General features: G+C 54.8%; 12 protein-coding genes. 6 read left to right on the top strand and 6 right to left on the bottom strand.

From position 1 onward, the window contains the following. Positions 1–6 precede the first annotated feature (6 nt). Both hemQ and A6X21_RS07085 read left to right on the top strand, forming a co-directional pair. A complete protein-coding gene (hemQ, locus tag A6X21_RS07090; RefSeq protein WP_068846906.1) occupies positions 7–846 on the top strand; it encodes a hydrogen peroxide-dependent heme synthase in 840 nt (279 codons plus the stop codon). A 206-nt stretch (positions 847–1,052) separates the two neighbouring features. Next, positions 1,053–1,994, top strand: a complete 942-nt coding sequence (locus tag A6X21_RS07085) for a UDP-glucuronic acid decarboxylase family protein (protein ID WP_068846905.1) — start codon at positions 1,053–1,055, stop codon at positions 1,992–1,994. A gap of 24 nt (positions 1,995–2,018) precedes the next feature. Here A6X21_RS07085 and A6X21_RS07080 read toward each other — a convergent pair whose 3' ends face one another. Further along, on the bottom strand, positions 2,019–2,333 hold the full coding sequence (locus tag A6X21_RS07080; protein ID WP_068846904.1) for a hypothetical protein: 315 nt from the start codon (positions 2,331–2,333) through the stop codon (positions 2,019–2,021). Further along, positions 2,333–2,578, bottom strand: a complete 246-nt coding sequence (locus A6X21_RS07075) for a hypothetical protein (protein WP_068846903.1) — start codon at positions 2,576–2,578, stop codon at positions 2,333–2,335. The genes A6X21_RS07080 and A6X21_RS07075 overlap by 1 nt, the downstream gene beginning before the upstream one ends. A 411-nt stretch (positions 2,579–2,989) precedes the next feature. Here A6X21_RS07075 and A6X21_RS07070 point away from each other — a divergent pair, with 411 nt between their 5' ends. Next, entirely contained in the window at positions 2,990–3,721 is a 732-nt protein-coding gene (locus A6X21_RS07070) for an RraA family protein (RefSeq protein ID WP_068846947.1), read from the top strand. Positions 3,722–3,723: 2 nt separating this feature from the next. On the opposite strand, the gene A6X21_RS07065 is transcribed toward A6X21_RS07070, so the two are convergent. Both A6X21_RS07065 and A6X21_RS07060 read right to left on the bottom strand, forming a co-directional pair. Continuing rightward, entirely contained in the window at positions 3,724–4,956 is a 1,233-nt protein-coding gene (locus A6X21_RS07065; RefSeq protein WP_240490194.1) for a cysteine desulfurase family protein, read from the bottom strand. Positions 4,957–4,997: 41 nt separating this feature from the next. Further along, positions 4,998–5,900, bottom strand: a complete 903-nt coding sequence (locus tag A6X21_RS07060) for an alpha/beta hydrolase (protein WP_131818225.1) — start codon at positions 5,898–5,900, stop codon at positions 4,998–5,000. Positions 5,901–6,319: 419 nt separating this feature from the next. On the opposite strand from A6X21_RS07060, the gene A6X21_RS07055 reads away from it, so the two are divergent. The 3 genes from A6X21_RS07055 to A6X21_RS07045 all read left to right on the top strand — a co-directional run bounded on the left by A6X21_RS07055 (position 6,320) and on the right by A6X21_RS07045 (position 9,317). Continuing rightward, positions 6,320–7,093, top strand: coding sequence for a 3-keto-disaccharide hydrolase (locus tag A6X21_RS07055; protein ID WP_068846944.1), 774 nt, complete (start codon positions 6,320–6,322; stop codon positions 7,091–7,093). Between the two features lie 185 nt (positions 7,094–7,278). Beyond that, positions 7,279–8,316 carry a hypothetical protein gene (locus tag A6X21_RS07050; protein ID WP_131818224.1) on the top strand — a complete coding sequence of 346 codons (1,038 nt, stop codon included), beginning with the start codon at positions 7,279–7,281 and terminating at the stop codon, positions 8,314–8,316. Then, positions 8,313–9,317: a hypothetical protein gene (locus A6X21_RS07045; RefSeq protein WP_083233449.1), complete on the top strand. Its 1,005-nt coding sequence runs from the start codon at positions 8,313–8,315 to the stop codon at positions 9,315–9,317. Before A6X21_RS07050 ends, A6X21_RS07045 begins: the two co-directional genes overlap by 4 nt. Positions 9,318–9,988: 671 nt before the next feature. On the opposite strand, the gene A6X21_RS07040 is transcribed toward A6X21_RS07045, so the two are convergent. Together A6X21_RS07040 and pepT are read right to left on the bottom strand one after the other, a co-directional pair. Beyond that, on the bottom strand, positions 9,989–11,569 hold the full coding sequence (locus A6X21_RS07040; protein ID WP_068846901.1) for a UxaA family hydrolase: 1,581 nt from the start codon (positions 11,567–11,569) through the stop codon (positions 9,989–9,991). A gap of 57 nt (positions 11,570–11,626) precedes the next feature. Beyond that, positions 11,627–12,895 carry a peptidase T gene (gene pepT, locus A6X21_RS07035; protein WP_068846900.1) on the bottom strand — a complete coding sequence of 423 codons (1,269 nt, stop codon included), beginning with the start codon at positions 12,893–12,895 and terminating at the stop codon, positions 11,627–11,629. Positions 12,896–13,102 lie beyond the last annotated feature (207 nt).

Below are 13,102 nucleotides of genomic sequence, written 5' to 3'. Positions count from 1 at the left end.
CCTTCCATGAATCATCCAGCTCCACAGCGTGATCTTCCGCCACCTTCTGCCATTCTGCGCGAAGGCTGGCACTGCCTGCATATCTACTATCAGGTCAATCAGGCCCATTATGCCCGCCTGACAGACAGCCAGCGGGCGAGCGGCCGCGAAGAGCTTTTGGAACTGCTCAGGTCCGATGGTCCTGAGGCTCCTGTCCGTTTACAGACGTCTGTCGTGGCGGGGCATCGTGCGGATCTGTCGCTCATGCTGATGGATGCTGACCCCTTCAAAATTGAACGACTGCGGCAGAAGATCCGGGCCAGCACTTTAGGTGTGGCACTCGAGCCAACTTATTCATTCGTCTCGATTACTGAAGTTTCGGAGTATGTTCCCACCGTCGAGCAGTTCGCTGAACGACTGATTCGTGAAGGTGGCAAGCCCGAAGAGCCCGCCTTTCAGGCCCGGGTCAATGGCTATCGTCAGCGACTCCCCATGATGAATCAGCAGCGTCTGTGTCCGGATTTCCCCGCCTGGCCCGTGATGTGCTTTTACCCGATGAATAAGGCCCGGCATCCACTCGCCAACTGGTACGAAGAGCCTTTCAGTGTGCGCAGTGCCTTGATGGCCGAACATGCCACCAGTGGGATTGCTTTCGCAGGAAAAGTCTCGCAACTCATTACCGCTTCGACTGGCCTCGATGACTGGGAGTGGGGTGTCACTCTCTGGGGACGAACTCCCGAATATCTCAAGGAGATCGTTTACACGATGCGGTTCGACCATGCCTCAGCTCACTACGCCGAGTTTGGACCATTCTACACGAGCTATATTCTCGATCCGAAAGACGCACTCGACCACATCCGCCTGTAACGATTCTGCGGGTTGTCTGCGACTGTCTGAAACCGGAAGCCCCCGGGATCTGTCCCAAGTTCTGTCGACTTTCGGGCAAACGTGAAGTTTCCATCTTGCGAACGCTCCTCAGCGGGCGGGAGAATTCAGAGCAAAGCCCGATTCTGATTGATCGAGCGGTATTGAACATCGAGACATTCAGTTTACTTTTACGCAGGTGATAATCCGTGGCTGCGACAGTACTCGTCACTGGTGGTGCAGGTTTTGTGGGAAGTCACATTTGTGACCGTCTCATTGAGCGGGGTGACAAAGTCATCTGCCTCGACAACTTCTTCACAGGCCGGATGGCCAATATTGCTCACCTGAAGGATCATCCTCAGTTTCAACTGGTGGATCACGATATTGTCCATCCGATCACGCTGGATGCCGATCGCATTTACAACATGGCTTGCCCTGCTTCGCCAGTGGCTTATCAATACAACCCTATCAAGACGATCAAGACCTCGACGTTGGGGATGATCAACATGCTGGGTCTGGCCAAGCGCTGCAAAGCCCGCATCCTGCAGGCCAGCACTTCGGAAGTTTATGGCGACCCGATTGTGCATCCTCAAACGGAAGATTACTGGGGGCATGTTAATCCCCTGGGGCCACGCAGTTGCTATGACGAAGGGAAGCGCGTCGCAGAATCGCTGTGCATGAACTATCACCTGGCTCATCAGCTCGAGATTCGTATTGTCCGCATCTTTAACACCTACGGCCCGCGTATGGATCCCAACGACGGGCGGGTGATTTCGAACTTCATCACACAGGCTCTCAAAGGTGAGCCACTCACTGTCTATGGTGATGGCAGCCAGACCCGTTCCTTCTGCTATGTCGATGATCTCGTGCGCGGCATCATGGCGCTCATGGATCAGGGGATTCATACGGGCCCGGTGAATATCGGAAATCCGGGCGAATACACCATGCTCGAACTCGCTGAACAGGTTCTCAAAGCCACGGGTTCAAAGAGCACCATCGACTTCCGCCCCCTGCCTCAAGATGACCCGAAACAGCGTTGCCCGGATATCACCCGCGCGAAAGCCATGCTGAAGTGGGAGCCGCAGATTCCGCTGGCAGAAGGTCTTGAGAAGACCGTCCATTACTATCGACAGCAGCTGGGTATTGACTAGTTTCGAACGTTTGGAATGATCAGCTCAAGCGACCTTTTCGGTACCTGCTGGAATGATTCCCAAAGCAGCACAAATCGCATCCACCTGCACCGTAGACAATGGTCCCAGACCTTCCAGGAAGTCGTTTAGCTGTGTGGAAGTGATGTCTGCTGACTGACACAGCCGTTCCAGGGGTACTTCTCGACGTTCATGAATCTGCCGACGCAGCCATCCCGAGTGTGTCAGTTCACCAGCGGCCTTCATCGCACGAACCAACCCGGCACTGTCTTCGACTCGACCAGCCTGAGCAGCTTGTTGTTTTGCCCGGAGTTCTTCCGGACTGATTTTGATTTCTTTCATCATTCCTCCGTTGGCTCATAAGCGGTGACTGGCAAAACTGTCATGGTATCAATCATCTCGTAGACACAAATCAACCACCGCCCTGTCTGATCATATCCTTTGGCTACAGTGTTTTGTGAGTTGGAATGGCTGAATTCGCGGGCCACTGATGTCATGACGACATATTCGAATTGCTCCACAGTGACGCCATGTTCGGCAACATGTTGTTCGATCTCGGGCGTCCAGAAAAATTCAAACCAGGGCATGCGTCTTGTCTTTCCTGCTGATTGTTCATCAATCTTATCAACGAAACAGTCAGGTCAATTGAATAAATCGATGGAAAGCAATCTGCTAACAATCAAATCCGCTCGCGGTGTCTGAGTGGATGCTGGTTATCCAACACAGCCAGCGACAACCCCAAGAATGCGCATGGGTGCTTCGATCGCGAGACGTAGTACTCTTTTCGCCTATTCGATTGTAATGATGTGACGAGCCAGGCTGCTGGACAGGTTTCGGAAATGCGTGTTCGCAATTTTTCAAGCGTACGGCGATAATGCAACTGACACACAAGCATGCGGTACAACTTGAGCAGAGCCTCTGAGAACCGGTTGTCGCTCCCTTGAGTGATCTCAATTGTGATTGCCGATGATCTTGAACATTTTCTTCCGGGATCTTTCATGTCCGTAGTCATCTCGCCGCAAACCCTCACGGAACTGGCACTCTTCGATACCCCCACGATCTGCAATGCGGTCGAGCTTTGGGATCTCCGGCCTCGTAATGAAGGCTACATGAACTCGTCCATCCGGGCCTGCTTTCCGGATCTTCCACCGATGGTCGGTTTTGCGCTCACCAGCACCTTCCGCAGCCAGAAGCCACCCCGTGGCGGCGATGCTTATGGCAGCATGGGTGCACAAGTTGAAGCCATGGCCAGTATTCCCGGCCCACCCGTCATCGTTTTTCAGGATCTCGATGAGCCAGTCGCTTCTGCCACTTTCGGCGAAGTGATGTGTACGACCTATCAAAGTTTTGGTGCCAAAGGCATCATCACCTCTGGTGCCGGTCGCGATCTCGATCAGGTGGCTCCACTCAAGTTTCCGGCTTTTACCAGTGGCTCAATCGCCGCCCATGGATATTGCCATATTCTTGCGATCAACGTCCCTGTCACAGTGGGCGGGATCACCATCTACCCTGGTGATCTGCTCCATGGAGATCGCAATGGAGTGAGCACCATACCGCCTGAAATCGCGAGCGAAGTTCCCGATGTCTGCCGTGAACTCGCGAAAGCTGAGGCCCTGGTTCTCGGTTATCTCAAAGATCCTGCGCGAACCGTCGCAGGCTTTAACGATGCCCGCAAAGCCTGTGCGGCTCATATTGCTGAGGTCAGGTCGCGATTGCTCAAGACTCATTGAGTCTATTGTGCAGCCTGATCCCGTAAGCGCTGCACAGTCTGGGCAATGATGGAAGCCGCACTCATGATTTCCTCGCGCGTGGTGAATCGTCCCAGGCTGAATCGAATTGAGCACTTGGCGAGTTCTGGCGGCACCCCCATGGCCAGCAGGATCGGGGAAGGCTCCATCGAACCACTGGCACAGGTACTGCCAGCCGAACAGGCGATACCAGCCAGATCCAGATTCACCAGCAGTGCCTCTGCCGGCACATTTTCGAAGGCCACTTGAATGGTATTGGGCAGGCGGCGGGAAGCCTCGTTTCCAAACACATGGGCCGGGGCAGAACTGCCGAGAAGATGATCCTCCAGCAGTTTTCTCGATTCGATCATGTGCTGATATGCGGACTTTCCTTCCCGGGCAAACAATTCCAGGGCTCTCGCCATGCCGGCCACCATGGGTGTGAACTCTGTCCCGGCCCGGCGATCTCGTTCCTGGTGCCCGCCCGTGAGCAGTGGGGTTAACCGTGCCGCTGGAGACAGGAGCAAACCACCAATCCCGCGCGGGCCATGAAACTTATGACTGGCAAAACTGATGGCCGTGGCACCGGTCCTTCGAAACGACACTTCCTCAAGTGGCATTTTGCCAATCATCTGCACAGCATCCAGATGCAATGGAATGTTTCGCTCGCGGCAGGCATGGCTCCACGCATCAATCGGTTGAATCACACCAGTTTCGTTATGTCCCCAGAGAATCGTCACCAGGCGGACATCATCCCACGGAATTTCGCAGTGGTCGGGTGTTTTCAACTCACCATGAGAATTGACAGGGATTTCGAGCAGCTTGTGACCTTGCACCATCGCCAGCCAGCGACAGGTTTCTACGGTGGCAGGATGTTCTCCCGAGCCCATCACAATCACGCCGGGCCGGGTGCCTGCGAGACCGCGCAGTGCCAGATTGATCGATTCTGTTCCTCCCGATGTGAAAATCAATTCCTCAGGATTGGCCCCCAGCAGGCTCGCAATCGATTCCCGGCTGTCATCGAGAACTCGTCTGGCACGGCGGCCCATGGCATGGCGCGAACCCGGATTGGCCCAGGCTTCCTGCTGACAGTTCGAAACCACTTCGACCACCTCGGGAAGTGGTTTTGTGGTGGCATTGTGGTCGAGATAAATCATGCCTTGATCATTACCATTGCCAACTCGCTTGTCGAAGCCATTCGTCGCCATCTCGTTCTGGCCAAAGTCTTGAAAGAACAAGGTCTCAAGGATCTGGCGGGATCAAACATCGTCGAAAGAGATCACTTCTGCAGGTTCGCTTTGAAAAACGCAGTCACTCTCTGGGGCGTGTCGTTTTCCCGGACATCGTGCTGCTTCCCCTTGGCAATATGATAGGTGACATCGCCTCCATTGGCCTTGAGTGCATTCACCAGAAGCTCGCTGTGTTTGATGGGAACGATGTTGTCGCGATCGCCGTGCACAATCAGAAAAGCTGGAAGCTGGTCTTTGCGGATGTAACTCAGCGGATTGGCGGCTTTCACCTTGGCAGCATTGTTCTGAATGGGCCCGCCAATCAGCCTTCCCAGAGTGTCATCAGTCTTCGATTGGCCGTAGAGCGACAGATCCGTCGGGCCGCAGAAATCGACCACCGCCTGTACGTGACTCTTACTTTCCAAATGAGCTCCCACGTCAAAGATCGAATCGGCTCCGGTGGTTCCGACGAGGCTGGCCAGATGACCGCCGGCGGATTGACCCCACACACCGACCCGCTCGGGATTGTAGCCAAATCGGGGAGCCTGCATTTTCAACCAGCGAATGGCTGATTTGCAGTCCTGGATCTGTGCGGGAAAGGGAGCATCTGTCGAAAGCCGGTAGCCAATGCTCGCGACGGCAAACCCTTCGTTTACCAGAAAACGTGCCGGTGAATAATCATGATTTCCACTTTCCCAGCCGCCACCATGAATCCAGATCACGAGTGGCCAGTTCTTTCCGGTGGCTGGCAGATAGACGTGCAGTCGCTGCCTCTGATGACCATTTTCGACATAGGCCACATTTCGGGCTGCGGGTGTTTCCGGCCCTGTCTGTGCTTTGGCAATGCTGCTGGAGACAATTACGCCTGTCAGCACCATGCAAAGAGTGGTCAACGCATGGAGGGAGCGCAGCAGATCAACCGAATCGCAATTCCGTCCGGGCCCTGTTGGCATCTGTTTGTCCTGCAAAGAAATGTGAATTTCCACGGGAAGTAACGCTCTGATCAACCTCGTAAGTTATCCACTAAACAACAGCACGTTGTGACCTGCGAAGGCATGCTTGCCCAGAGCCGCAAGCATGGCACATTGGATAGATCACATCGAACGCTGTCAGGTCATAGAAAACGTACTTGGGATTGCCCGCGATGGTCTCGATTTTGACATGTCCTCCACACGACGAGCAAGCCCCTGCTTTCGAGACGGATTCCCTGTGCGGTTCAGATACCTGCCACAACAAACCTTGCTCAACAAATCTCGCAGATCCATCCAGAAGACTTTTCACACCCGAATCTTGAGGTCAGGCCTCAAATGGGCCATAGTGAAACGCTACCGTGATCGGAGTCATTGTCAGTTTTCTCAGAGGGATGGTCATCATGAAGTTGTCATGCTGGGGCACGAATCGACCCCGTTTTGCCAGAGTCGCCATGATCAGTTGTGCCGTGCTGGTCGCCGGTGCGGGTATCGTGAGTTCTGGCGAATGGGTGAGTGGAATTCGCTGGGCTGAACCTGTCGTCGTGACACCTGGCACAAATCCCGGTGATCCCCCCAGTGATGCCCTGGTGTTGTTTGATGGCAAAAGTCTTGATCAGTTTCAGGGTGGTGACAAGTGGGTCATTGAAAATGGCTATGCGATTGCCAAGGGTGGGGGGATTTCCTCCAAAGAGAGCTTTGGTGACTGCCAGCTCCACATCGAATGGGCCACTCCCGAAAAGGTCGAAGGCAAAGGCCAGGGTCGAGGCAACAGCGGTGTCTATCTGATGGGTCAGTACGAGATTCAGATTCTCGACTCGTTTGAAAACCCGACTTACTTCGATGGCCAGGCTGGCTCGCTCTACAAAACGAAGCCACCTCTGGTCAATGCCTCGCGCAAGCCCGGCGAATGGCAAAGTTACGACATCATCTTCAATGCACCTCGATTCAGTGCCGAAGGGGCTCTGCTTAAACCCGGCTACGTCACCGTTCTGCACAATGGTGTTTTGATTCAGAACCACACGGAAATTCTCGGCATGACCGCCTGGGATTCTCCCCCCAAGTACAAAGCCCATGCGCCGAAGGCTCCTTTCCAGTTGCAGTTTCATGGCAATCCTGTCCGGTTCCGCAATATCTGGATTCGTGAGATTCCCGAGATTGCAGCCGAGCGCCCCTAACGACTTACGACCAGCCAGCAGAGTACAGACTGCTACAGATCAGAACTGACTGGTGTGTGGCTGATTTTGCACGGATGGCAGTAGCGGCCACGCGAGCAACCGATTAGCGTACTGATCATGATATGACTCGTCCGTGAGGGAGCGCTCTCAAGCCTCCGGGCGAGATGTTCGACAAAGAGAACGGTATGTCCTCCACACCCTCAGGGCCAACAACTTCGAAGGCAGACGATGATCAATCGTCGCCGTCTCGACAGCCCCTGCATTGGGGTCACCTGGTCGCAGAGAATGGCGGTTACCTGCTCGCCAGGCTGGGGGCAGCGAATATTGATCGCCGCTGGATTTTTCTGTTGATGCTGCTGGCTGTGGGTATTCCTGTCCTCACTAAGGCAACATTCCCGGAAAAGCCGACTGCAAACGTCAAAGCGGTGTTCAATCATATTGAAGAGTTGAAGCCGGGCTCACGCGTGCTGGTTTCGATGGATTACGACCCGGCCTCGGCAGCCGAACTGAATCCGATGGCGGTCTCGTTCCTCCGTCATCTTGCCAGCCGGGGGCACAAGATTTATCTGATGACGCTCTGGCCGGCTGCCTCCCCTTTGATCAATGAGAACACCAATGAAGTCCTGAATGATGAGTTCGCCGAGAAGAATCTGGAATATGGCAAAGACTGGATGTTTCTGGGCTATCAGGCCGGCGAGGTGGTTGCCATCAAGAAGGTGGCAGACAATCTTCGCGCTCTCTTTCCCACGGATGCCCGAGGAACCAGTCTGGAAAAAATTCCGATGATGGAAGGGATCCATTCGCTGAAGGACTTTGATCTGCTGCTGAATGTTTCGGCAGGTTATCCGGGGGCCAAGGAGTGGGTGCAATATGCCACCACGACCACACGCACACCGATGGCGGTTGGTTGCACTGGTGTGCAAGGCCCGCAGTTGTACCCTTACATTCCGGATCGCGTGCTGGGGATTCTCGCTGCGATTAAAGGAGCCGCTGAATACGAAGCCGCCCTCTCTGAAAAGTATCCGAGGTTTGCAGAGCCCAGACTCAACGAAGGTTTACAGCGTATGGGGCCACAACTGTGGGCCCATCTGTTGATGATCTGCCTGATTGTGGCTGGCAATATTCTGTACGTCCTCTCGCGCTGCTTCCCGCTCAATGTTTATGGTGTGGGTGCGAATTCTCATCGAGCCGATGTCACTCCTGCTCCAGGAGGCCCGGCATGAATCAGTCAGCCGATATGGCATCTTCCACAGATCCGGGAGTCGCGGGCACTCCTCCGCGGGATTTCTGGTGGAAGTTTCAAATCTCGTTGATGGTTGTTGGCCTTTGTTTTCTGGTGGGCTGGGGCGTTTATAAGCAAGGTCTTTACGGAACAGTCTACGTTCAAGCCCAAACGATTAAGGCCCAAAACAACACTCTGCTGCCGATTTATACCGAGTTGAAACCGAATGCCACGGATGAAGAGAAGGCCAAAGGTTTTATCTCGTGGCAACGAACGTTAGGAGTCTGGCTGGCGGCAGCCATTACGCTGGCCGTGTTTTCGTCGCTCTTTCGCGACAACATGTTTTACAAACTGGCCGAGTCACTGATGGTGGGTGTCTCTGCAGGTTACTGGTTTGTGGTCGCTTTCTGGTCAAGTCTGGTGCCGCTGGTCTTTGCGAAGTTGCTTCCGGATCTGGCTCAGGCGACAGTGCTCCCTGGTTTGCAGATTCCTCCAGGCTCGTGGCAGATTTTCGGGTATACCGCTCCTGATCTCTCCGCACTGTTTCCATTACTTCTCGGAGCCATGCTGCTGGCCCGACTGATCCCTTCATTCAGTTGGCTGGCAAGGTGGCCATTAGCTCTCATTGTGGGAACGATGGCAGGGCTAAGGCTGGTGCTGATTATCGAATCGGATTTTGTCGAGCAGATTCGAAGTACTATTCTGCCACTGATCGTGATGGTCCCGAACAGTGCTGAAGCCGGTGCACCTCTCAAGATCGACTGGCTGCTCTCGCTGCGAAATACTTCGATCATTGCCTGCGTGATCAGCAGTCTCAGCTACTTCATCTTTTCAATTGAGCATCGCGGGGCGTTTGGCAGGCTGTCGAGAGTGGGGGTCTTTGTGCTGATGATCACCTTCGGTGCATCATTCGCCTATACGGTCATGGGCCGAATTACACTCTTGACCATGCGGCTCGAATTCCTGTTCAAAGACTGGCTGCAGTTCGACTGGCTGTTGTAGTAATTCGCTTACCGGTGCCAGTGACTCAGAAGTAAAACTTTGTATTTCCTAACAAAGTGAAACGCTGAAGACCCTCACCGTGCCCTCTCGCACGCGGATGTGGGCGAGGGTTTTTTGCTCCTTCTCCCGTTCTGACGGGAGAAGGCTGGGATGAGGGCGAGTTCGTACGTGTTTGTCGTGCAATCAACAATCGACCTCATCGCGGGATGCTTTTCATCGCCGCTAACTGATAGTCCATTGGCGTCCCTGCGGAAGCCCTTGTGATTCATACATATCAATTGGAGAAGACCCTCACCCGGCACTTCGTGCCACCCTCTCCCACGCAGACGCGGGCGAGGGTTTTTTGCTCCTTCTCCCGTTCCGACGGGAGAAGGCTGGGATGAGGGTGAGTTCGAATGTATTGGACGGTCAATCGACGAAGTGCTTTAACTCCGTGTAGTCATCGTTAAGATCTGACATCGAAAGCATCGTGGAAGGAGCACTGCTGGCAAGCCAGCAGTGGCACCCATCGGAAGTGTTCATGGCGGCTTCACTTCGCCAGGCAAGACCCTCACCCGGCACTGCGTGCCACCCTCTCCCACGCGGACATGGGCGAGGGTTCAAAAGCCACATGCGGATGGCGTGCCCCCATTTACGCGCGATCACGCCAGGTTGTGATTGGTATGAGGTCGTTACAGCACGGGCCCTGGGGTCCAGGGGAAGAACTCATCATCCCCGAAACCTTGCTGCTCGCTGCAGGTCTTTTCACCACTGGCGACCTTGAGAACCTTCTCTAGCAGATCGTGGCCTGTCTGTGAGATCGAAGCTGAGGAAAGGACGCGACCTGCATCAAAATCCATCTCTTCGGAAAGTCGCTCGAATAACGACGTGTTGGTCGAAATTTTAAGGGTCGGAGCGGGTTTGGAACCAAAGCAACTCCCCCGGCCTGTAGTAAAGCAAACGACATGGGCACCACTGGCAATCAGGCCGGTCACACTGGCCGGGTCGTAGCCGGGTGAATCCATAAAGTTCAACCCGCGATGACGAACCGGCTCGGCATAATCGAGGACATCGACCAGTGGCGAAGCACCACCTTTGGTGATTGCTCCGAGGGATTTCTCGACAATCGTCGTCAGGCCACCCTCTTTGTTCCCAAACGACGGGTTGCCATCGAGCGTGGTGCCGAACCTGGCGGCGTAGGCACGCCACCAGGCGACTTTATCGAGTAGCTTCTGCGAGACTTCTGGATGGATTGCTCGCGATGCCAGCAGATGCTCGCCACCAAATATTTCCGGCGTCTCTGCGAGGAGTGCTGTCCCGCCCTGAGCAATCAGCAAATCGCTGGCGATACCGAGTGCCGGATTGGCCGTGAGGCCGCTGAAGCCATCACTGCCACCACACTTTAAACCCATCACCAGTTCGCTGGCGGGGATCGATTCTCTCTGACATTTGTTGGCTTCGGGAAGCAGTTCTTTCAATGCTGCCAGCGCGCGTTCGATTGTTCGGCGGACTCCACCTGCTTCCTGGATGTTGACCAAAAGTGGCGATGCCGCTTGCTGAGCTTCACCGGAATGCCGCAGTTGCACAAGTCCTTCCTGTTCGATCAGAAAAGATCCCTGTCCTGTTTCACAGCCCAGCCCGACCAGAAGATAGGCTCCAATATTCGGATGCCTGGCATATCCACCCAGAATGCGTGCCAGTTGCCGATGATCTGTCCCGCCAAACTCCATGGCACAGCCACCACTATGCACCAGCGGAATCACACCATCGATGTTTCCGTACTGGTTCAGCAGATCTGGTGGGATGGCACGCACAATTTGTCGCACCACAGTGGATGAACAGTTGACTGTCCCGATAACAGCCACGTAGTTCCGTGTGGCCACCCTACCATCAGGCCGCCGAATCCCGGCAAACGTCATTTTGTTTTCGGGATTTGATTTCGGGTTCGTCGATTGATCATGAGATGCAGCGACTGAATTCTGCTTCGCGAATTGCTGACAATCATCGTTGTGCAGCACCTGCACGTTGTGAGTATGGACATGTTCGCCAACCATGATGTCTCGTGCAGCGATGGCAAATGGCTGGCCGTACTTGAGAATGGGTGTTCCCGCAGCGATCGGAAGCAAGGCCACCTTATGCCCAGCCCGCACTGGTTGCCTGATGAGAAGTTCCTGGCCTTCGTGCGTCATAGAACCCGCTGGCAGACTTTGTGTCGCCACCGCAACATGATCCACTGGCGACAACTGCAGCAATCGAGGTGGCTCTGAGGACACAACAGGCTCACTTTTCCAGGCGACTTGGCAATCTGCACAGACGTGATTACAAATGGCTTATTCGAGCTTACCCCACTCGATAGCCAGTTGAATCAGCACTTTGACAGCCACTTCCATTTCATCGAGGCTGGCCCATTCGAGTGGTGAATGCGGGTTATGCTGACCCGTGGAGAGATTCGGGCAAGGCAAACCTTTGGCCGTGAGGAGTGAGCCATCTGTTCCGCCGCGAATAATACTGAGCGTGGGTTCGATCCCGGCGGCTTTCATGGCAGCCAGCGCCTTCGGAACGGCTTTGGGTTCTTTGGCCAATCCGTCGCGCATGTTGCGATACTGCGGGTGGATCGCAATCTCGATGGTGGCTCGCGGATACTCGACCTTTAACGACTCGGCAATGGATTGCAGGATCCGGGCCTGTGCTTCCAATCCGCTGGTTTCGAAGTCTCGGAGAATGAGCCGGGCCGAGGCTTCGGCCACTCCTCCTTCGATATGGTAAGGATGAATAAACCCGTCTCGGCCGTCGGTTGTTTCTGGTGAGACTGCAAGTTTAGGCAGGCGTGAGATGAGTTCGCTCAAGATACGAATGGCATTGACCATCACTCCTTTGCCGACGGAAGGGTGAGTGTTGACCCCTTTGACAGTGATCACGGCCTGATCAGCCGAAAACGTTTCGTTATCGACGACACCCTGCCCACCGCCATCGAGTGTGTAGCCGCAAATGCAGTCGAGAGCCGCCAGATCGAGATGATCGGTGCCGCGGCCAATTTCTTCATCACAGGTAAAGCAGAGCCGGATGGGCCCATGAGGAAGCTCGCTGCGCATCAGTTCTCGCGCAGCCTGCATGATGACCGCCACGCCCCCTTTATCATCGCCACCCAGAAGCGTTGAGCCATCGGTCGTGATGATGGTGTGTCCCAGGGCGGCAGCGAGTTCGGGCTGTTCGAAAGGGCGATGAACCTGCCGAGGGTCGGCTGGGAGATGAATGTCCCGGCCATCGTAGTGGCGATGCACGATGGGCTGAACGTTCTTCCCGCTGTACTCAGGTGAAGTATCGACGTGAGCAATCCAGGCAATCGCGGGAAGTTTCTTCCCCCCGGCTCCGTCCGGAATGGTGGCTGGGACTGTGGCCATGACGACCCCGTGAGGAGTCATTGAAGTATCGGCCAACCCCATGGCCTCACATTCCGCGAGCAGCAATCGGGAGAGATCGAGCTGGCTCATTGTGCTGGGAACAGTCTGGCTGGTTTCGTCCGCCGTCGTTTCGATGCGCACATAGCGCAAGAATCGTTCCAGGAGTTCATCTCGAAAATGGCAGGCCGCTGCGGACATGGAACACCTTTGCAAACAAAGCTCACTATGCAGAAACGATACGGCTTAGCGTGACTGTGTTTCTCAGAAAAAGCGAATGAACAAGGCAATCGAAGCAACTGGCACGGGAGGTGCTCTTATGGTTCTTCGGCAGATTCTGCCGTCGCTTCGAGGAGTTGAATGTTCAGTACATGCTCCCCGGAAAAGGTGTCTGCAGAAGTTTGTCTT

This window comes from Planctopirus hydrillae (genome assembly GCF_001707835.1).
Classification (GTDB): Bacteria; Planctomycetota; Planctomycetia; order Planctomycetales; family Planctomycetaceae; genus Planctopirus; species Planctopirus hydrillae.
This window is presented reverse-complemented; position numbering and strand designations above follow the sequence as displayed.

Coding starts and splice junctions, on each gene's coding strand:
- hemQ (WP_068846906.1), top strand. CDS start 7: ATGAATCATCCAGCTCCACAGCGTGATCTTCCGCCACCTTCTGCCATT.
- A6X21_RS07080 (WP_068846904.1), bottom strand. CDS start 2,333: ATGAAAGAAATCAAAATCAGTCCGGAAGAACTCCGGGCAAAACAACAA.
- A6X21_RS07075 (WP_068846903.1), bottom strand. CDS start 2,578: ATGCCCTGGTTTGAATTTTTCTGGACGCCCGAGATCGAACAACATGTT.
- A6X21_RS07070 (WP_068846947.1), top strand. CDS start 2,990: ATGTCCGTAGTCATCTCGCCGCAAACCCTCACGGAACTGGCACTCTTC.
- A6X21_RS07060 (WP_131818225.1), bottom strand. CDS start 5,900: ATGCCAACAGGGCCCGGACGGAATTGCGATTCGGTTGATCTGCTGCGC.
- A6X21_RS07055 (WP_068846944.1), top strand. CDS start 6,320: ATGAAGTTGTCATGCTGGGGCACGAATCGACCCCGTTTTGCCAGAGTC.
- A6X21_RS07050 (WP_131818224.1), top strand. CDS start 7,279: ATGTCCTCCACACCCTCAGGGCCAACAACTTCGAAGGCAGACGATGAT.
- A6X21_RS07045 (WP_083233449.1), top strand. CDS start 8,313: ATGAATCAGTCAGCCGATATGGCATCTTCCACAGATCCGGGAGTCGCG.
- pepT (WP_068846900.1), bottom strand. CDS start 12,895: ATGTCCGCAGCGGCCTGCCATTTTCGAGATGAACTCCTGGAACGATTC.